21 protein-coding genes are annotated in these 17598 nt (G+C 70.7%); 11 read left to right on the top strand and 10 right to left on the bottom strand.

Features of this window, described 5'->3' with window-relative positions; all coding sequences use genetic code 11:
• Window positions 1–50: 50 nt before the first annotated feature.
• The 4 genes from C4V41_RS09115 to C4V41_RS09100 are packed head-to-tail and all read right to left on the bottom strand — an operon-like array spanning window position 51 to window position 2452.
• Entirely contained in the window at window positions 51–974 is a 924-nt protein-coding gene (locus C4V41_RS09115) for a U32 family peptidase (RefSeq protein ID WP_103955306.1), read from the bottom strand.
• The gene (locus C4V41_RS09110; protein ID WP_103955305.1) at window positions 971–1378 is read right to left on the bottom strand and encodes a MaoC/PaaZ C-terminal domain-containing protein; all 408 of its coding nucleotides are present in this window, start codon (window positions 1376–1378) and stop codon (window positions 971–973) included. Before C4V41_RS09110 ends, C4V41_RS09115 begins: the two co-directional genes overlap by 4 nt.
• On the bottom strand, window positions 1353–1742 hold the full coding sequence (locus C4V41_RS09105) for an FAS1-like dehydratase domain-containing protein (RefSeq protein WP_103955304.1): 390 nt from the start codon (window positions 1740–1742) through the stop codon (window positions 1353–1355). Before C4V41_RS09105 ends, C4V41_RS09110 begins: the two co-directional genes overlap by 26 nt.
• Complete coding sequence (locus tag C4V41_RS09100) at window positions 1739–2452, bottom strand: GntR family transcriptional regulator (RefSeq protein ID WP_103955303.1); 714 nt, start codon at window positions 2450–2452, stop codon at window positions 1739–1741. Before C4V41_RS09100 ends, C4V41_RS09105 begins: the two co-directional genes overlap by 4 nt.
• Window positions 2453–2587: 135 nt before the next feature.
• Here C4V41_RS09100 and C4V41_RS09095 point away from each other — a divergent pair, with 135 nt between their 5' ends.
• From C4V41_RS09095 to pgeF, 7 genes are read left to right on the top strand one after another with little or no spacing between them, the layout of a single operon-like run.
• Window positions 2588–3799 carry a CaiB/BaiF CoA transferase family protein gene (locus tag C4V41_RS09095; RefSeq protein ID WP_103955302.1) on the top strand — a complete coding sequence of 404 codons (1212 nt, stop codon included), beginning with the start codon at window positions 2588–2590 and terminating at the stop codon, window positions 3797–3799.
• Window positions 3796–4182, top strand: coding sequence for a thioesterase family protein (locus C4V41_RS09090; RefSeq protein ID WP_103955301.1), 387 nt, complete (start codon window positions 3796–3798; stop codon window positions 4180–4182). The genes C4V41_RS09095 and C4V41_RS09090 overlap by 4 nt, the downstream gene beginning before the upstream one ends.
• The gene (locus C4V41_RS09085) at window positions 4179–5138 is read left to right on the top strand and encodes a tripartite tricarboxylate transporter substrate binding protein (RefSeq protein ID WP_103955300.1); all 960 of its coding nucleotides are present in this window, start codon (window positions 4179–4181) and stop codon (window positions 5136–5138) included. Before C4V41_RS09090 ends, C4V41_RS09085 begins: the two co-directional genes overlap by 4 nt.
• Window positions 5135–5623, top strand: coding sequence for a tripartite tricarboxylate transporter TctB family protein (locus C4V41_RS09080; protein ID WP_103955299.1), 489 nt, complete (start codon window positions 5135–5137; stop codon window positions 5621–5623). Before C4V41_RS09085 ends, C4V41_RS09080 begins: the two co-directional genes overlap by 4 nt.
• Entirely contained in the window at window positions 5623–7110 is a 1488-nt protein-coding gene (locus C4V41_RS09075; protein ID WP_103955298.1) for a tripartite tricarboxylate transporter permease, read from the top strand. Before C4V41_RS09080 ends, C4V41_RS09075 begins: the two co-directional genes overlap by 1 nt.
• Window positions 7107–7877: an enoyl-CoA hydratase/isomerase family protein gene (locus C4V41_RS09070; RefSeq protein WP_200823848.1), complete on the top strand. Its 771-nt coding sequence runs from the start codon at window positions 7107–7109 to the stop codon at window positions 7875–7877. Before C4V41_RS09075 ends, C4V41_RS09070 begins: the two co-directional genes overlap by 4 nt.
• Before the next feature lie 29 nt (window positions 7878–7906).
• A complete protein-coding gene (pgeF, locus tag C4V41_RS09065; protein WP_103955296.1) occupies window positions 7907–8614 on the top strand; it encodes a peptidoglycan editing factor PgeF in 708 nt (235 codons plus the stop codon).
• A gap of 12 nt (window positions 8615–8626) precedes the next feature.
• Here pgeF and C4V41_RS09060 read toward each other — a convergent pair whose 3' ends face one another.
• Genes C4V41_RS09060 through C4V41_RS09050 form a run of 3 tightly spaced genes read right to left on the bottom strand, consistent with a single transcriptional unit; the run spans window position 8627 to window position 10880 of the window.
• Window positions 8627–8968, bottom strand: coding sequence for a hypothetical protein (locus C4V41_RS09060; protein ID WP_103955295.1), 342 nt, complete (start codon window positions 8966–8968; stop codon window positions 8627–8629).
• A gap of 26 nt (window positions 8969–8994) precedes the next feature.
• Complete coding sequence (locus C4V41_RS09055; protein ID WP_103955294.1) at window positions 8995–10146, bottom strand: ATP-dependent DNA ligase; 1152 nt, start codon at window positions 10144–10146, stop codon at window positions 8995–8997.
• Window positions 10143–10880, bottom strand: coding sequence for a pyrimidine reductase family protein (locus tag C4V41_RS09050; RefSeq protein WP_103955293.1), 738 nt, complete (start codon window positions 10878–10880; stop codon window positions 10143–10145). Before C4V41_RS09050 ends, C4V41_RS09055 begins: the two co-directional genes overlap by 4 nt.
• Window positions 10881–10967: 87 nt before the next feature.
• Here C4V41_RS09050 and C4V41_RS09045 point away from each other — a divergent pair, with 87 nt between their 5' ends.
• Window positions 10968–12344: an FAD-dependent monooxygenase gene (locus C4V41_RS09045; protein WP_103955292.1), complete on the top strand. Its 1377-nt coding sequence runs from the start codon at window positions 10968–10970 to the stop codon at window positions 12342–12344.
• A gap of 91 nt (window positions 12345–12435) precedes the next feature.
• Window positions 12436–12831, top strand: coding sequence for a hypothetical protein (locus C4V41_RS09040; RefSeq protein ID WP_103955291.1), 396 nt, complete (start codon window positions 12436–12438; stop codon window positions 12829–12831).
• On the opposite strand, the gene glgX is transcribed toward C4V41_RS09040, so the two are convergent.
• The 3 genes from glgX to C4V41_RS09025 form a co-directional block, all read right to left on the bottom strand.
• Window positions 12832–14961, bottom strand: coding sequence for a glycogen debranching protein GlgX (gene glgX, locus C4V41_RS09035; protein WP_103955290.1), 2130 nt, complete (start codon window positions 14959–14961; stop codon window positions 12832–12834).
• 76 nt (window positions 14962–15037) lie between these two features.
• Window positions 15038–15445 carry a hypothetical protein gene (locus C4V41_RS09030; RefSeq protein WP_103955289.1) on the bottom strand — a complete coding sequence of 136 codons (408 nt, stop codon included), beginning with the start codon at window positions 15443–15445 and terminating at the stop codon, window positions 15038–15040.
• 95 nt (window positions 15446–15540) lie between these two features.
• The gene (locus C4V41_RS09025) at window positions 15541–15966 is read right to left on the bottom strand and encodes an OsmC family peroxiredoxin (protein ID WP_103955288.1); all 426 of its coding nucleotides are present in this window, start codon (window positions 15964–15966) and stop codon (window positions 15541–15543) included.
• A 150-nt stretch (window positions 15967–16116) separates the two neighbouring features.
• Between C4V41_RS09025 and C4V41_RS09020 the strand changes: the two genes are divergently transcribed.
• Both C4V41_RS09020 and C4V41_RS09015 read left to right on the top strand, forming a co-directional pair.
• On the top strand, window positions 16117–16674 hold the full coding sequence (locus C4V41_RS09020) for a sigma-70 family RNA polymerase sigma factor (RefSeq protein ID WP_200823847.1): 558 nt from the start codon (window positions 16117–16119) through the stop codon (window positions 16672–16674).
• On the top strand, window positions 16674–17564 hold the full coding sequence (locus C4V41_RS09015) for a maleylpyruvate isomerase N-terminal domain-containing protein (protein ID WP_103955286.1): 891 nt from the start codon (window positions 16674–16676) through the stop codon (window positions 17562–17564). The genes C4V41_RS09020 and C4V41_RS09015 overlap by 1 nt, the downstream gene beginning before the upstream one ends.
• The last annotated feature ends 34 nt before the right edge of the window (window positions 17565–17598 follow it).

The raw sequence follows: 17598 nt of genomic DNA, 5'->3' as shown, positions 1-17598 counted from the left end.
TTCTTGGGGGAAGGGAGAGGCGGAGAGGCCGGTCACGTGCGGAATACGGGCTAGAGCTCGGGGACCCCGAGGTCGGACGTCTGTGACGGCTTGGCGAGCGCGGGGTCGAGCTGCTCGATCAGCCGCTGCACCAGCGCCGCCCGCCGCACCCGCTCCCGCCCCAGTTCCTTGGGCACCGCGCCGAGATGCCCGCCGGAGGGGTAGATGTTGGGCGCGTTGCGCAGCCCCATCTTCAGATAGACGGGAGCGGCGGCCCGGACGATCTCCACCGCCTCGTAGAACCGCACGAACCCGCCCTGGTCATCGGGCACCTCCAGATAGAGGTCGATCGGCAGCCCGGTCGCGGCCCGGATCTCGGCCAGGTGCGGCACCGTGAGGTCGGTGCCCACGTTGACGGTGGTCGCGCCGAGCCGCTCGTAGATCGCGGCGGTCGGGCCGTTGGTGAGCGGCATCAGCACGGACGTCTTCAGCACCAGGTTCGCCGGCAGCGTGCCGTCCTCCTTGAGCAGCCGCAGCACCTCCAGCGCGCCGAGATCGCCCACGAGCAGGCTGCGGATGCCCAGCGAGCAGGCCCGCAGCGCGTCCGCCACGCACGCCGCCACCATCGCGTTCCCGCGCGCCGCCGCCCCCACGGCCTGCGTCAGCTTGGCCTGGCCGCCGGTGTCCCAGGCGGCCCGCGGCCCGAGGAACAGGTTGATCTCGATGCTCCGCTCGGCGCCGATCCGCGCCATCCGGGTGATCTCCTCGTCCGTCAGCATCATCACGCCGCTGCCCTGCGAGGTCCTGGTCACGGGCACACTGAGCCGGTCGGCCTCGGCGACCACCGCCTCCAGCACGCCGGGCCCCTCGACGCTGGGGATCTCGAAGCGGTACGGCGCTCCGTCCGCGAACCCCGACCCGGTCGCGGCGGCGGCCTGGACCACCGGATGCCCGAGGCGGGCCATGAGGGCATGGAGGTCGGCAAGGCTGGTCATGAGGTCTCCTCGTCGTAGATCACTTCCGCGCGGCCGAGCGTGGTACGCCGCCCCGTGTCATCCTCTCCCCACAGCTCCAGCTCCGCCCGGCCGCCCTGGGTGGACACCACCCGGCCCCGGCAGGTGTGGGCCCGGTCGCGGAAGTCCATGCCCCGGTAGCTGACCTCCAGCACCGCCAGCCGCCCCCGCCCGCCGAGCCACTCGGTGACGAGCCGGCCCAGGTAGGCGGCCTTGAGCAGCCCGTGCACGGCCAGCTCGGGGTGCCCGAGCGCGTGGGCGAAGTCCAGGTCGTAGTGCATCTCGTAGAAGTCGCCCGAGGCGCCGGCGTACTCGACCAGCCGCCGCAGCGTCGTGGTCTCCGTGAGCGGCGGGATCACATTATTTCCGGATTCGGGTGCCGACATGCTTCACCACCAGCTCGCCATCCGGCCGCCTGAACTCCGTCTCGAACGTCAGCAGCGCCATCGGCCCCGCCTTCCCGCTCTTCTCCACGACCCCGGTGAACCGCGGCCGCGACACGAGCACGTCACCCGCCCGCAGCGGCGCGTGGTACTCGAACCGGTCCCCGCCGTTCAGCCAGCCCGACCCGTACGAGGCCGCGGCCGGCAACGACGGCGGCTCGTCGAGGAAGCACGCCGTGAAGGTCGGCGGCACCTCATCGGAGGTGTCGCCCACGGCGTGCCGGTAGAAGTCCAGGTGACGCCGCTCGACGACGTCCTCGCGCAGGGGCCCGGCCCAGCCGACCGCCTCCTGGAGCACCTCGATCATGTATCTCCTTCCCTGACCCGCTTCAGCCAGGCCAGCGACTCGGGGGAGTGGCCGCCGACCCGATCCTCGATGCCGTCGAGGAACGCCATGTCCCCGTGCCGGGCCAGCTCCAGGTGCACGGCCTCCGGTGAGCCCGCCTCGATCACCTCAAGGAGCCGGCGGTGCCGCTCCCAGTCGTCGACGAGCGACTCGCCCGACGCCCTGACCTGCCGGTTCATGCCCATGCAGAGCAGCATCTGGAGCTGGATCGAGCGGTAGGCCTCCTCCAGCCGCCGGTGCCCGGACAGCCCGATGACCGAGCTGTGGAACTCGACGGCCTGCTCCAGCACGCCCATCCAGTCGCCGGAGCGCGCGCAGGCGCCGTGCCGGTCGAGGGCGGCGTGGCAGCGTTCGAGGCGGGACTGCTCGCGTACCGGGACGCCTAAGTCCACCGCCATCCGCTCCAGCTCGCGCCGGAGCGTGACGATCTCGTAGATGTCGTGCAGCGTGAGCCGCGTGACGAACGCGCCGCGCCGGGGGAGCTGGGTGATCAGGCCCTGCTGCTCCAGCACCCGCATCGCCTCGCGCAGCGGCGGCCTGCTGACGCCGAGCTGCTGGGTGAGCTGGTTCTCCACCACTCGGTCGCCCGGCTGCAGCCTGCCCCCGAGCAGCATGCGCATCAGGGCCTCGGTGGCGAGCTGAACCATGCTGGGGGGTGCCTCGATGCGCATCGTGGTCTCTCTTGTCGTAGGCGATCAGTGTCTGTCGCCATAGTGCCGAAGAAGTTCCGGCAGAACTCTTGTCTAGCTCAGTTGTCTTCTGTAGACAATAGACCAACCCCGGCCGAAGTGAGGTTTTCGTAACATATGACTCCCTTGTCCGGAATTCGAGTGGTCGAAGTGGGCGCCTTCATGGCGGCCCCCTTCGCGACCATGCAACTGGCCGACCTCGGCGCCACCGTCGTCAAGGTCGAGAATCCGTCCGGCGGCGACCAGGTCCGCGCCATCGGACCCTTCACCGAGGGCCACAGCTCCCCGTTCGCCCGCCTCAACAGGAACAAGCGGTCGGTCGCCCTCGACCTGAAGTCCGAGGCCGGCATCGCCGCCTTCCGCCGCCTGATCGCCGGCGCCGACGTGCTGGTCGAGAACCTGCGGCCCGGCGCCATGCGCAAGCTCGGCCTCGGCTTCGACGACCTCAAGGAGCTCAACCCCCGCCTCGTGTACGTCTCCGCCTCCGGCTGGGGCCAGGACGGCCCCCTCGCCGACCTGCCGGGCCTGGACATCATGGCCCAGGCCCGCGGCGGCCTCATGAGCGTCACCGGCATGCCCGGCGGCGACCCGGTCAAGGTCGGCGTGCCGATCGCGGACCTGGTCTGCGGTCTCTACGGCGCGCTCGGCGCGGTCTCCGCGCTGCACGCCCGCGGGCTGACCGGCCACGGCCAGCACGTGGACGTGTCGCTGCTGGAGTCGGCCGTGTCGTTCGCCATCTGGGAGGCGGGCAAGTATTTCGCCACCGGCGAGACCGGCCGGCCGCTCGGCTCCGCGCACCAGAGCACGGCGCCGTACCAGGCCATCCGCACCGCCGACGGCTGGTGCACGGTCGGCGCCGTCACCCCCAAGACGTGGCACGGCTTCTGCGTCGCGCTCGGCCTCACCGACCTGCTCGGCGACGAGCGGTATACCGACGCCCACGACCGGCACGGCCTGCGCGAGGAGCTGATCCCCGCCATCGAGCGGGTCACGGCCGGGCGCACCACCGCCGACGTCGTGGCCGCCCTGGAGGCGCGCGGCGTGCCCTGTGCCCCCATTTCCGACTACTCCCAGGTGTTCAACGACGCGCACCTGAACGAACGGCGCTTCTTCTGGGATGCCGAGCATCCCGAGATGGGCCAGGTACGCCAGCTCGGCTCGGTCATGCGCTTCTCGGACACCCCGACGAGGCGCGGGCCCGCCGGGCCGCTGCTCGGCGCGGACACCGTCGAGGTGCTGCGCGAGTGCGGCCTGACCGAGCAGGAGATCGACCGGCTGCTGGCCGAAGGCGCGGCGGCCCAATCCCCCACCCCCATGGAGAGTTCATGAGCGACCAGCTGACCCCCGGTGCGAGCGCCAGCCTCACCTGGGTCGTGACGGAGCGGCACTGCACCCGCCGCGGCGACCACGACATCTTCTCCACGCCCAACCTGGTCCACCTGATCGAGGACGCCGCGATCGAGGCGCTGGCCCCGTACCTGGCCGAGGGCCAGGGCAGTGTCGGCAGCAAGGTCGAGATCGCGCACGTGGCGCCCACGCTCAAGGGCGCCGAGGTGACCGCGACCGCCACGGTGACCGAGGTGGACCGGCGGCGGGTCGCCTTCACGGTGGTCGCCGAGGACGGCAACGGGAAGATCGGCGAGGGCACGCACGAGCGCTTCGTCATCGACCTGGACAAGTTCGCCGCCAAGCTCGAAGGGCTCGCGTCATGAGGGCGGTGGTCGCCGCCGTGCTCCTCCTAGGAGTGACGGCGTGCGGCGCGAACGCGGACGCGGGCGGCGGCGGGGCCTGGAAGCCGCGCGGCGACGTCCGCATGATCGTCCCGTTCGCCGCCGGCGGCGGCAGCGACCTGGCCGGCCGCGCCATCGCCACCGCGCTGGAGAAGGCCCAGCCCGGCCTGAAGGTCACCGTGGAGAACCGCGACGGCGGCTCGGGCGCGGTCGGCTACTCGGGCATGCTGGGCAAGAAGGGCAACGGCAACTACCTGCTCGCCACCGAGAACGCCATCCTGTCTCTGCCGCTCAGCGGCCAGGTGTCGTTCACCCGCAAGGACTTCACGCCGGTCGCCAAGCTGGCCGAGGACGGCGGCATCGTCGTGGTGAAGAAGGACTCCCCGTTCAAGACCTGCTCCGACGTGGTGAACGCGGCCAAGAGCGGCCGCGTCAGCGTGGGCATGTCCGGCGCGTACGGCGTCGACAACGTCATCTTCACCATGATCGAGAAGAAGACCGGGGTGACCTTCCAGCGGGTGCCGTTCGAGTCGGGCGGTGAGCTGGTGCCCGCGGTGCTCGGCGGCCAGATCCAGGTCGCGCTGCTGAACCCCGGCGAGGTGATCGGCCAGTTCAAGTCCGGCGACCTGCGCGGCCTGTGCGTCACCACGGAGAAGCGCTACACCTACCCCGAGTTCGCGCAGCTCGGCACGGCCAAGGAACAGGGCATCGACGTCTCGTACGTGCAGTTCAGAGGCTTCCTCGCCCCCGGCGGCCTGGACGAGCGCGAACGCGCCTACTGGGAGGACGCCGCCAAGGGCGTCACCAAGACCGCCGAGTTCCAGAAGTGGCTCAAGGACAACTACCTGCAACAGGCCGAGCTGTACGGCGACGACTTCGGCACGTATCTCGAACAGCTCGACACCGCCCTCGCCCCGGTGCTGAAGAAGTCGTCATGAGACGACTGCTCCGCGGCGAGCCCGCCGTCTGGGCACTGCTCCTCTGCCTGTCCGCCACCATGGCCGCCGTGTCGTTCGGCTACGGCATCACCAAGGAGGGCGGGCAGGTCGGGCCCGGGTTCCTGCCGCTGGCCAGCGGCGTGGCGCTGGCCCTGATCTCGGCGGCCTGCCTGCTCCAGTCCGTCAGGGCCGCCCCCTCGCCGGACGACACCGACACCGACACCGACGCCGACCCGGCGCGCCTCAGGACGCTCTGGACCGTGTTCGGCCTGCTGCTGGCCGCGCTGCTGCTGGTGCCGCTGACCGGGTTCCTGGTCGCGTTCGGGCTGCTGGTGTTCGCCGTGTCGGCCTTCGTGGAGAAGCAGCGCCTGTTGTCCGCCGCGATCGTCGCCGTCGTCGCCACGCTGGTGATCTACGCCGTGTTCGTGCTGTTCCTGGCCGTACCGCTGCCGGGCGGCATGTTCGGTGTGGGAGGTGACGGCTGATGCTGGACAACCTGATCATGGGCTTCGGGGCCGCGCTCACGCCCGCGAACCTGCTCTGGTGCTTCGTCGGCGTGCTCGCCGGCACCGTCATCGGCCTGCTGCCGGGCCTGGGCTCGACGACCGGCGTGGCGGTGCTGCTGCCGCTGACGCTGTCGTTCGAGCCGCTCACCGCGCTCATCATGCTGGCCGGCATCTACTACGGCGCCCAGTACGGCGGCACGATCACCTCCGTCCTCATCTCCACCCCCGGCGAGGCGGCCAGCGTGGTCACCGCGATCGACGGCTACCAGATGGCCCGCAAGGGCCGGGCGGGCGCGGCACTGTCGATCGCGGCCATCGGCTCGTTCGCCGCCGCCATCGTCTCGCTGATCCTGCTGGTGGCCATGGCCCCGCCGTTCGCCAAGCTGGCGCTCGACTTCGGGCCGCCCGAGAACCTGGCCGTCATGGTGCTCGGCCTGACCACCATCGTCAGCTTCTCCTCGGGTGCGCGGCTGCGCGGCCTGGCCATGGCGCTGCTCGGCATCCTGCTGGCCACCGTGGGCGTGGACGCGGCGACCGGGCTGCCCCGCTACACCTTCGGCGACGTGGACCTGCTGTCCGGGCTGCCGTTCGTCCAGGTGATGATCGGGCTGTTCGCGGTCGGTGAGGTGCTCTTCCAGATCCGGCAGGGCGCGGCCGAGCCCATCAGGGCCCGCTTCAAGGACCTGGTGATCACCAGGGAGGAGCTGTCGCGCTCCAAGGGCGCCATCGCCCGGGGCAGCGTGATCGGCTACCTGCTCGGCTGCCTGCCCGGCGCCGGGTCCACGCTGGCGTCCTTCCTGGCGTACGGGGTCGAGAAGCGGGTCTCCCGTCACAAGGACGAGTTCGGGCACGGCGCCATCGAGGGCGTCGCCTCGCCGGAGAGCGCCAACAACGCCGCCGCCAACGCCAACTTCGTCCCCACACTGGCGCTCGGCATCCCGGGCGGCGCGACCACGGCCGTGCTGCTGGGGGCGTTCATGATGTACGGGATCCAGCCGGGGCCGCTGCTCTTCGACGAGCAGCCGGAGCTGGTGTGGGGGCTGCTGGCCTCGTTCTTCATCGGCAACGTGATGCTGCTGGTGCTGAACCTGCCGCTGGCGCCGTTGTTCGCGCAGATGTTGCGGATTCCGTACGGGTACATGTACCCGCTGATCCTGGTGACCAGCTTCGTGGGCGCGTACTCGATCGACAACAACATGTTCAGCGTATGGATCGTGTTCGTTTTCGGCCTCGTCGGATATTTCATGAAAAAGTTCGACCTGCCGATGGCGCCGCTCGTCCTCGGCCTGGTGATCGGGCCGTTGTTCGAGAAGGCGCTGGTGCAGACCTCCGCCATGGGCGACGGCGACCTGACGCTCATCCTCACCCGCCCGATCGCGCTGGTGGTGCTCGTCCTGGCCGCCCTGATGCTGGCCGGGCCCTCACTGCTCAAGCTCATCCCGCGCAAGGAAAAGGAGACCGTGTGAGCGAGCTACTCGTCACCGCCGACGGGCCCGTGCTGCGGGTCGTCTTCAACCGGCCCGCCCAGCACAACGCGCTGACCTGGGCCATGTGGGACGGCCTGTACGACGCCTGCGAACGCGCCGACGCCGACCCGGCGATCAAACTGCTCGTGCTGTCCGGAGCGGGCGGCCGGGCGTTCGTGGCCGGGACCGACATCGGGCAGTTCTCCGAGTTCACCGACGGCGCCGACGGCGTCGCCTACGAGCGCAAGGTCCAGCGGATCATCGACCGCCTCGAACGCGTCAAGGTGCCCACCATGGCCGTCGTCCAGGGCTACTGCGTGGGCGGTGGCCTGGTCGTGGCCGCCGCCTGTGACCTGCGCCTGGCCGTGCCCGGTGCCAGATTCGGCGCCCCGATCGCCAAGACGCTCGGCAACTGCCTGTCCATGAACACCTACTCGCTCCTCGTCCACCACCTCGGCCCGGCCAGGACCCTGGACATGCTGCTCAGAGCCCGCATGTACACCGCCGAGGAGGCCCACGCGGCCGGGTTCGCCGCCGAGCTGTGCGACCTCGACGAGCTGCCCGCCCGCCAGGCCGGGATCGAGGAACGCCTGCTCTCCCACGCCCCGCTGTCGATGTGGGCCGTGAAGGAGGCGGTGCGGCGACTGCGGGTGGCCAACCTCCCGGACGGCGACGACATCGTCACCACGGTGTTCGGCAGCGACGACTTCCACGCCGCCGTCCCGGCTTTCCTCGCCAAGGAGAAGATGGCTTGGCGGGGCCGCTGAGAACGGAGGGCCCCTCTAGGATCGAGGGCATGCAGCCGGCCCCCGGAGTCCACGTCGCCATCACCGATCGCCACGGAGGGGTCAGCGCCCCTCCCTACGGCTCCCGCAACCTCGGCGGCCTGGTCGGTGACGACCCGGCGGCCGTGCGGGCCAACCGCGAGGGCGTCGCCGCCGAGCTCGGCGTGCGGGGCGTCGTCTTCATGCGCCAGGTCCACAGCGCCGACGTCGCCTACGTGAGCGAGCCGTTCGGCGACGACCCGCCGCCTCTCGACGGCGTGTTCACCTCCGAGCCCGGCCTGGCGCTGGCCTCGCTGGGCGCCGACTGCCCGGCCGTGCTGGTGGCCGACCCGGTGGCCCGCCTGGTCGGCGCCGCCCACTCGGGGCGCCCCGGCACCGAGGCGGGCATCGCGACGGCTCTGGTGGAGGCCATGGCGGGCAAGGGCGCGCAGCCGTACCGGATGGTGGCGCTGATCGGTCCCGGCGCGTGCGGGCGCTGCTACGAGGTGCCCGCCGACCTGCGCGAGCGGGTTGCCGCGAAGGTGCCGGAGACCTGGTCGACGACGTCGTGGCAGACCCCCGCGCTCGACCTGCGGGCCGGCATCGAGGCCCAGCTCAGAGCGGCCGGGCTCAACGACGTGCGCCACGACGCCCGCTGCACGATCGAGTCGGACGAGCTCTACTCCCACCGCCGCCAGCAGCCCGGCGGCCGGTTCGCCGGACTGATCTGGCTGACCTGATCTTTCTCGGGCCTAGTCCTTCCGCGGGCCGTTGAACACCACGTTCACGATGATGATCCCGACCCAGACCGGGATCAGGGCCAGCGCCGGCCCGCCAAGCAGAGGCAGCGCGATGGTGACGCCGGCGCCGAGGACCAGCGACACGATCGCCAGGGCGAGCCGCTGACCGGCGGCCACGTTCGGGTTGACGGCCTGCCCCGACCTGGGGGCGCGCTCGGCCAGCCGCTCGTCCACCCGCCGATCGACCTCTTTGCCCATCTTGTCGAGAAACGACTCGACGATGGCGTCCTCGAAATCAGGCCCGAGGTCCCGGCGAGCGGACACCGCGGCTTTGAGCTCATCCCCTGTACTCATATGTCGAGATATAACGGGATTACCGGCTAGCGGGCAAGGATGTCATCGAGGTTGTAACCGACCGGACGCTCCAACTGCTCATACGTGCACGATTCGGGCGTGCGGTCCGGCCGCCACCGCCGCCACTGCGCCGTGTGCCGGAACCGGTCGCCCTCCATCTGGTCGTAGGCCACCTCGATCACCAGCTCCGGCCGGAGCGGAATGAACGACAGGTCCTTCTTGGCGTTCCACCGCGACACCGCGCCCGGCACCCGCTGCCCGCCCGTCGCGGGCCCGGCGGCCGGCTGCCCGAGGTTGGCCGTCGCCTGCTCGGCCCAGTGCCCCCACGGATGCTCGCTCAGCTCGGCGAGGTAGGGCCTGATCTCCTCGACCAGCTCGGCCCGGCGCTTCATCGGGAACGAGGCCGCCACGCCCACGTGGTGCAACCGGCCGTCGTCACCATAGAGCCCGAGCAGCAGCGACCCCACGATCGGCCCCGTCTTGTGCTCGCGGTAGCCGCAGACCACCACGTCGGCGGTGCGCTCGTGCTTCACCTTGAACATCGTGCGCTTGTCGGGGACGTAGGGCTGGTCGCCGGGCTTGACGATGATGCCGTCGAGCCCCGCGCCCTCGAACGTCTCGAACCACTCGGCCGCGCGCTCGTCGTTGGTGGTCACCGGGGTCAGCCGGATGGACCCGCCCTTCTCCGGGAAGATCTCCTCAAGCCTGGCCCGCCGCTCCGAGAACGGCGCCTCCATCAGCGACTCGTCGCCCAGCGCCAGCAGGTCGAAGGCGATGAACTGGGCCGGCGTCCGCTCCGACAACATCGTCACCCGCGACTTGGCGGGGTGGATGCGCTGCTGCAGCGCGTCGAAGTCGAGCTGCGACCCCATCGGCAGCACGATCTCGCCGTCCACGACGACCTTGTCGGGCAGCTCGGCCCGCACCGCCTCCACCAGCTCGGGGAAGTAGCGCGTGAACGGCCGCTCGTTGCGGCTGCCCAGGTAGACCTCGTCGCCGTCGCGGAACACGATGCAGCGGAAGCCGTCCCACTTCGGCTCGTAGAACAGCGTGCCGTCCTGCTTCGGCATGGCCTTGACCGGTTTGGCCAGCATCGGCGGCACCGGCGGGCGGACCGGCAGATTGGGCACCGGCTCCGGTTCTTCGACCGCCTCGGGTGGCGTCGTCGGCTCGGTCATGGCTCTGCTCCCTCGTGTACCTGCAGACTCGTGTATTTGCAGAAGAGGACACCCTCCTCTTCCAGCACCTGGCTGAGCTCCAGCGCGGCCTGGGATGGCTCGCCGTTGAAGATGCGCGCCGCGCCGCCCCCGAGCAGCATCGGGCTGATCGACAGGCACAGCTCGTCGACCAGGTCGCTCGCCGACAGCTGCGCGTTGATCCGGGGCCCGCCCTCGCACAGGACCCTGGTGAGCCCCCGCGCGTGCAGCTCGGCCAGCGCCCGCCGCATGTCGACGCCCTCCTCGCCGGCCACGATCAGGTCGGACCGCTTGGCCGCCTCCTTGCGCCGCTCGTGCGGGGCGGACTCGCAGGTGATCACGATCGTCCTGCTCGGGGCGTCGGTGAACAGGTCGGCGTCGAAGTCGAGGGCGAGGCTGCGGGTGATGACGGCGATGGGCGGCACCTCGGGCCGGCCCTGCCGGATCTCCGCCCACCCCTCGCGCGGCGGGACGGGGCCGTAGCCCTCCTTCCGCACGGTCGCCGCCCCCGCGACGACCACGTCGGCCAGGCCGCGCAGGGTCTGGAAGATCCGCTTGTCGCCCTTGCTCGACAGCCCTCCGGACCGCCCCTTCAGCCAGGCGGCCCCGTCGGCGCTGGCGACCATGTTGAGCCGCAGCCACGGCCGGTCCTCGGGGTAGGCGTACGCCTGAACGATGTCCGGGTTGTCCTGTATGTCGGGATAGATGCGCCGCACTCCTCTACCTTGGCACATCCAACCGACAACCCACCCCCGGCAGCGGCTGACAGCGATCCGGCAGAGCGGCCCGGCACCGTCGGGGCCATGAACGAGACGGACGTACTCATCGCCGGCGCCGGCCCCACCGGGCTCACCCTCGCCGTGGACCTGGCCCGCAGGGGCGTCGCCTGCCGCGTCGTGGACCAGGCCCCCGAACCCGCCGGCGGCTCCAAGGGCAAGGGGCTGCAGCCCCGGACGCAGGAGGTCTTCGACGACCTCGGGATGATCGGCAAGGTCCTGGCCGGATCGACGCCCTACCCGCCGCTGCGCGTCAGGATCGGCCGGGTGCCCGTGTGGCAGGCCCGCATGCACAAGCCCGCCACCGCCACCGAAGAGGTGCCGTACCCGACGGTCATGATGCACCCGCAGTGGCGCACCGAGGCGGCGCTGCGCGAGCGGCTGGCCGAGCTGGGCGGGAAGGTGGAGCACGGCACCGCGCTGACCGGCTTCGAGCAGGACGAGCGCCAGGTCACCGCCACCCTGGGCACGGGGGAGGTGCTGCGGGCGCGCTACCTGGTCGCGGCGGACGGCGGACGCAGCCCCGTGCGCAAGGCCCTCGGCATCGGCTTCGCCGGCGAGACGCGCGAGGAGGAGCGGATGGCCCTGGCCGACGTGCGGGCGGAGGGGATCGGCCGGGACCACATCCACGTCTGGGTGCGGCCGGGGCGGGGGATGGTGGCGCTGTACCCGATGGCCGGGACCGACACCTTCCAGCTCATGGCCCCGCTGAAGCCCGGCGTCACGCCGGAACGGACGCTGGACTGGTATCGGCGGATCGTCGCGGAGCGGTCGCCGGGGCACGGGGTACGCCTGACCGAGCTGCTGTGGTCCTCTCTCTACCGGGTGAACATCCGGCTCGCCGACCGTTACCGCTCGGGCCGGGTCTTCCTGGCGGGGGACGCCGTGCACGTGCATCCGCCGACGGGCGGGCAGGGGCTCAACACCGGGGTCCAGGACGCCTACAACCTGGGCTGGAAGCTCGCCCGGGTGCTCGCGGGCGGGCCTGAGGGGCTGCTGGACACGTACGAGGAGGAGCGCAGGCCCGTCGCCGCCCGGGTGCTCGGCCTCAGCTCGGACCTGCTCGACAAGAAGACCTACAAGCGCGACGAGCGGACCTACCAGCTCTCACTGAGCTACCGTGGCGGCTCGCTGGCCCTTGACGGCGGCGAGCGGGTGCCCGACGGCCGGCTCCGGCTGGCCGACGGGACGCGGGCACGTGTGTTCGACCTGCTGCGGGGGCCGCACTTCACACTGCTGTCGCCCGACCCGGCCCCGCACGTCGCGGGCGGGCCCGAGGTGCGCGCGTACCGGCCGGCCGAGCCGTACGGCGGCGAGCGCCACACCCTCGTCCGCCCGGACGGGTACGTCGGGATCGCCACCTCCTCGGCCACCGAACTCGCTGCTTATCTGGCCATGGTGTGACCCGGGGTGTGACCGGTTTTCCATATCCAAGGACTTACCGGGCCCTCTCTGCATAACGTGACAAGAGGGATGGCACACACCGGGAGGAACCGTGGGCGTGGTCACCGCTATGACGTGGACGATCGCCGCGCTCGCCGGTGTGTACCTGCTCTACTTCTGGCTCTCGACCGGCGGCCTGCGCCGGGCCAAGGTCACCCGGTTCCCGCTGGCCCTGGTCGTCTCCCACCCGGCGCTGGCGGTCTCGGCGCTGGTGTGCTGGGCGGCCGCGCTGGTCACCGGGAGCAGGGCGCTGGCCTGGGCGGCGTTCGGCGGGCTGGCAGTGGCGGCGCTGCTGGGGTTCGCGATGTTCACCCGATGGCTCGGCACCGGCCGGCACGCGACCGGCGGGCGCGGCTTCCCGGTGCTCGCGGTGACCCTGCACGGGCTCGCCGGGGTGACGACGTTCACGCTGGTGTTCCTCACCGCGAGCGCGGCCCGCGTCTTCTGATCAGGGCTGCCTGGATTTCCTCGGCTTGCACAGGACCTGCAGCGAGCGGGCGGTGACGGCGACCAGGTCGCCCGCCCGCCACCCCTCGTTCGCGTACGCGTCCTCGACCGCGTCATGGGCGGTGTCGAGCACCGGCTGCCACCCCGTGCCGAACTCCTCGCCCGGCAGCGTGAACGGCATGTTCTCGTGGTGGGCGTTGATCAGCAGCAGGAACGAGTCGTCCACGATCTGCTCGCCGCGCGGCCCCGGCTCGGTGATCGCGTCGCCGTTGAGGTAGACCGCCAGCGACTTGGCGTAGCCGATGTGCCAGTCGCCGGCCGTCATCTCCCGGCCGCCCGGGGTGAGCCAGACCAGGTCGCGCCGGCCGTCGTCGGGGTGGCGGCCGTGGAAGAAGCGGCGGCGCTGGAAGACCGGGTGCTCGCGGCGCAGCTTCGCCAGCGACTTCACGAACTCCAGCAGCTCGTGCTCGGTGTTGAGCATCGACCAGTCGACCCAGGCCAGCTCGTTGTCCTGGCAGTAGGCGTTGTTGTTGCCGCGCTGCGTGCGGCCGAGCTCGTCGCCGTGGGACAACATCGGCACGCCCTGCGACAGGAACAGGGTGGCCAGGAAGTTGCGGCGCTGGCGGTGGCGCAGCGTGACGATGGCGGGGTCTTCGACCGGGCCCTCGGCGCCGCAGTTCCAGGAGCGGTTGTCGTTGGTGCCGTCGCGGTTGTCCTCGCCGTTGGCCTCGTTGTGCTTGTGGTCGTAGGAGACCAGGTCGGACAGCGTGAAGCCGTCGTGGCAGGTGACGAAGTTGATCGAGGCGACGGGGCGGCGGCCGGAGGATTCGTACAGGTCGGCGGAGCCCGTCAGGCGGGAGGCGAACTCGGGCAGCGCGGAGTGGGTGCCCCGCCAGAAATCTCGCACGATGTCGCGATATTTGCCGTTCCACTCCGTCCACAGCGGCGGGAAGTTGCCCACCTGGTAGCCGCCCGGACCGACGTCCCACGGCTCGGCGATCAACTTGACCTGCGAGATCACCGGATCCTGCTGGATCAGGTCGAAGAACGCGCTCAGCCGGTCGACGTCGTGCAGCTCCCTGGCCAGCGCCGAGGCCAGGTCGAACCGGAACCCGTCGACGTGCATCTCCAGCACCCAGTAGCGCAGGGAGTCCATGATGAGCTGCAGCGCGTGCGGGGAGCGTACGTTGAGCGAGTTGCCGCACCCGGTGTAGTCGAGGTAGTAGCGCCGGTCGCCGTCGTGCAGCCGGTAGTAGGCGGCGTTGTCGATCCCCCTGAACCCCAGCGTGGGCCCCATGTGGTCGCCCTCGGCCGTGTGGTTGTAGACCACGTCGAGAATGACTTCGATGCCCGCCTCGTGCAGCGCCCGCACCATCGCCTTGAACTCCAGCACCTGCTCACCCCGGGTGCCCGAGCTGGAATAGCGCCCGTGCGGGGCCAGGTAGGCCATGGTGTTGTAGCCCCAGTAGTTCGTCAGCCCGCGCGCCACCAGGAAGTGCTCGGGGACGTAGTGGTGCACCGGCATCAGCTCGACCGCCGTCACCCCGAGCGACAGCAGGTGATCGATGATCGCCGGATGCCCCACGGCCGCGTAGCTGCCCCGCAGGTCGGGCGGCACGTCGGGGTGGCGCATCGTGAGCCCGCGCACGTGGGCCTCGTAGATCACGGTCTGGTGGTACGGAACCCGCGGCGACCGGTCGTTGCCCCACTCGAAGAACGGATTGACCACCACGTTCTTCGGCATGTAGGGCGCGCTGTCCTCGGTGTTGCGCCGGGACGGATCGGTGAAGTAGTAGGGGAACAGCGCCTGGTTCCAGGTCAGATCGCCGTCGATGGCCTTGGCGTAGGGGTCGAGCAGCAGCTTGGCCGGATTGCTCCGGTGCCCCTGCGAGGGCTCGTAGGGCCCGTGCACCCGATAGCCGTAACGCTGCCCCGGCTGGATCCCCGGCAGATAGCCATGCCAGACGAACCCGTCGACTTCGGGCAGATCAACTCGTTCCTCGGAACCGTCATCCTGAAAAAGGCACAGCTCAATTCGCTCGGCGACCTCGGAGAACACCGAAAAGCTGGTGCCAACGCCATCCCAGGTGCCGCCGAGTGGATAGGGCTCGCCCGGCCAGACCTCGCGCATGTGACCCAATTGTCGCACGCCTAGACGCTCTTGGTCGCTGGAAGGCCCGATCGCTTCATCTTTGCCACGCTCGCGGTCATGCCGGGCGCGCGCAGACGGTGGCGCCGCCGCAGTCCATGGGGCCCTCCCAGCCGTCGGGCGCCGGGAAGAACGCCTCGCCGAACTGGGGGTCGAACAGCACCAGCCCGTGATGCCAGGCCAGGTCGCCGATCCGCTCCACGGCCAGGTCGCCGGCCGTGCCGTAGCGCAGCCGCATGATCACGTGGTCGGCGCCCACCCGCAGCGGCGCGATCGCCCAGGGGGTGTCGTCGGCGAGCGGGGAGGAGTCGGGGAACCACTCGCGCAGCTCGTGGCAGAAGGCGAGGATGCCGGGATCGAGGTCGGCCTCGTCGTGAGCGGCAGAACGGCAGCGTTCGTACCGGGCACAGGCCTGGCGATGGTCGGCCGAGCCGCCCATCGCCAGGACCGCGAGATCGAAGCTCATGGCGCTCATGATGGCAGGTCCGGACGTTACCCGTCCGGTATTCGGAGGGAACCGGCCCGCACCACACCGGGGCCACCGGCCCCGGCCGAGTGCGGCTAGAGCAGCTCGGCCTCGAGCGTGATCGTCGTGCCCGTGAGGGCCTTGCTGACCGGGCAGTTGGCCTTGGCCGTCTCGGCGGCCTCCTGGAACTGCTCGGCCGTGATGTTGGGAACGTGCCCCTTCACCTTGAGCACGATGCCCGTGATGCCCGTGCCGGGCTGGAACGTGACATCGGCGCTCGTCTGGAGCGACTCCGGCGGCGTGCCCGCACCGGCCAGGCCGTGCGAGAGCGCCATCGAGAAGCAGGACGAGTGGGCGGCGGCGATGAGCTCCTCAGGGGAGGTCTTGCCATTGGCGGCCTCGGCCCTGGAAGGCCAGGAGACCTCGAATGTGCCGACGCCCGACGTGTCGAGCGAGACGGTGCCGGAACCGTCGAGCAGGGCACCCTTCCACTGGGTGGTGGCGCTGCGAGTTGTGGCCATGTCGTGCTCTCCCTCCGTGGTGGAGTACCGACCATATCGCGGCCGACAAAGTCTTGGCCGACGGTCATCCGGCTCTACATTTCCGGCGAATAGTGACATGCTCGGGTCGCGGCGCACCCGCCGCCTTGGTCCGGATTAAACGGGAGTGTGGTGCCAGTGGAGGCACCGTACGACGACCGCCTGCTACATCAGCGAGTGGTCGGCGGCGATGAGTCCGCGCTGGGGGAGGTCTACGATCGGCTCTCCTCGCTGATCTTCGGCCTTTCGCTGCGGGTCACCAGGGACCGGGTGATCGCCGAGGACATCACTCAGGAGGTGTTCCTGGTCTTCTGGGAGCGTCCGCTGGCCTACGACCCGGAGCGCGGCACGCTGCGCGCCTGGCTGGCCACGATCGCGCACCGCCGTGCGGTCGATCACGTGCGCGCCGAGGAACGGCGGCGCGTGTCGGCGCTGGGGCCCAGACTGTTCGAGCGTGAACCGGTAAGACTGGAGGACACCGTGCTCGCCGCCGACGAGGCCCAGCGAGTACGTCAGGCGGTGACGTCGTTACCCGACGGTTTACGGGAAGCGGTGGAGCTGGCCTACTTCGGCGGCAGAACCTATCGGCAGGTTGGTGAGGAACTGGGCGTGCCCGAGGGCACGGCCAAATCGCGGATCCGGCTGGCGCTGAGACGCCTGGCGGACGCGCTTGCGGAGGAAGAGGTGTAATGGACCCCGTCGAGCGTCTCTACATGGACGCGATGATGGAGGACCCGGCGGTGCCGGCCCACTCGTTGCGACCCCAGCTACTGGCCGGGGCCAGGGCACGGCGCAGACCCGCGGCTCCCACCGCCGTCTGGGCGGAGCCGTACGCGGGCCGCGTGGCCGCCATGGACGCGCTGCTGGCCTCGGCCGTGGACGACGACTGGTCGCGCGTCATCGTCGAGGGCTGGACGCTCCAGGAGCTGGTCGCCCACCTGGCGGCCAAGGACGGCCTGCTGGCCGCCTCCGTCGGCGCCCCGGTGCTCGGCCCGCCCATCGGCGCGCTCGACTCGGTGAGCCGTACGGGCGACGTACAGGCTTATGAGCGGGAGCGCAGCCCCGAGCAGACGCGAAGGGACTGGCGCGCGCAGGCGGACGCCCTGTGCCGTCACGTGGCCGGCCTGCCGCCCACGACCCTGGCCACGCTGGACGGCATGGAGGTCGTGGTACGCGACCACATCCTGGCCAGAGGCCTGGAGACCTGGGTGCACACGACCGACGCCGCCAAGATGGCCGAGATCCGCCTGCCCGACCCGATCGCCGAGCACATCCGCCCCACGGCCGACCTGTGCGCCCGCCTGCTGCCCTGGACGATGCTCTTCTCCGGCCTGGACGCCGCCGGTCGCACGCTGCACCTCACCCTGACCGGCGACGGCGGGGGCGAGTGGCTGCTGCCGCTGGGCGTGGCGGACACCGAGCCCGGCGAGCCGGACGCGCACATCACCGCGGACGTGGTGGGGTTCTGCTTCCTGCTGGGCGGCAGAGGGGCGCCGGCGGACTTTCCCGCCGAGCTGAATGGCGACCTCTCCTTGGCCAGGGACGTCCTGAACACCGCCCCTGCCCTTTCCGGTCCTTAATCCGCAAATAGGGCGAATTGTCGTCACACTTTTT

Origin of the sequence: Nonomuraea solani (assembly GCF_900108335.1) — a bacterium.
In the GTDB taxonomy this organism is placed as follows: Bacteria; Actinomycetota; Actinomycetes; order Streptosporangiales; family Streptosporangiaceae; genus Nonomuraea; species Nonomuraea solani.
The sequence above is the reverse complement of the archived record's forward strand: the minus strand, read 5'-3'. Positions and strand labels throughout refer to the sequence as shown.

Coding starts and splice junctions, on each gene's coding strand:
- C4V41_RS09115 (WP_103955306.1), bottom strand. CDS start 974: ATGACCAGCCTTGCCGACCTCCATGCCCTCATGGCCCGCCTCGGGCAT.
- C4V41_RS09110 (WP_103955305.1), bottom strand. CDS start 1,378: ATGTCGGCACCCGAATCCGGAAATAATGTGATCCCGCCGCTCACGGAG.
- C4V41_RS09105 (WP_103955304.1), bottom strand. CDS start 1,742: ATGATCGAGGTGCTCCAGGAGGCGGTCGGCTGGGCCGGGCCCCTGCGC.
- C4V41_RS09100 (WP_103955303.1), bottom strand. CDS start 2,452: ATGCGCATCGAGGCACCCCCCAGCATGGTTCAGCTCGCCACCGAGGCC.
- C4V41_RS09095 (WP_103955302.1), top strand. CDS start 2,588: ATGACTCCCTTGTCCGGAATTCGAGTGGTCGAAGTGGGCGCCTTCATG.
- C4V41_RS09090 (WP_103955301.1), top strand. CDS start 3,796: ATGAGCGACCAGCTGACCCCCGGTGCGAGCGCCAGCCTCACCTGGGTC.
- C4V41_RS09085 (WP_103955300.1), top strand. CDS start 4,179: ATGAGGGCGGTGGTCGCCGCCGTGCTCCTCCTAGGAGTGACGGCGTGC.
- C4V41_RS09080 (WP_103955299.1), top strand. CDS start 5,135: ATGAGACGACTGCTCCGCGGCGAGCCCGCCGTCTGGGCACTGCTCCTC.
- C4V41_RS09075 (WP_103955298.1), top strand. CDS start 5,623: ATGCTGGACAACCTGATCATGGGCTTCGGGGCCGCGCTCACGCCCGCG.
- pgeF (WP_103955296.1), top strand. CDS start 7,907: ATGCAGCCGGCCCCCGGAGTCCACGTCGCCATCACCGATCGCCACGGA.
- C4V41_RS09060 (WP_103955295.1), bottom strand. CDS start 8,968: ATGAGTACAGGGGATGAGCTCAAAGCCGCGGTGTCCGCTCGCCGGGAC.
- C4V41_RS09055 (WP_103955294.1), bottom strand. CDS start 10,146: ATGACCGAGCCGACGACGCCACCCGAGGCGGTCGAAGAACCGGAGCCG.
- C4V41_RS09045 (WP_103955292.1), top strand. CDS start 10,968: ATGAACGAGACGGACGTACTCATCGCCGGCGCCGGCCCCACCGGGCTC.
- glgX (WP_103955290.1), bottom strand. CDS start 14,961: ATGCGCGAGGTCTGGCCGGGCGAGCCCTATCCACTCGGCGGCACCTGG.
- C4V41_RS09030 (WP_103955289.1), bottom strand. CDS start 15,445: ATGAGCTTCGATCTCGCGGTCCTGGCGATGGGCGGCTCGGCCGACCAT.
- C4V41_RS09025 (WP_103955288.1), bottom strand. CDS start 15,966: ATGGCCACAACTCGCAGCGCCACCACCCAGTGGAAGGGTGCCCTGCTC.
- C4V41_RS09015 (WP_103955286.1), top strand. CDS start 16,674: ATGGACCCCGTCGAGCGTCTCTACATGGACGCGATGATGGAGGACCCG.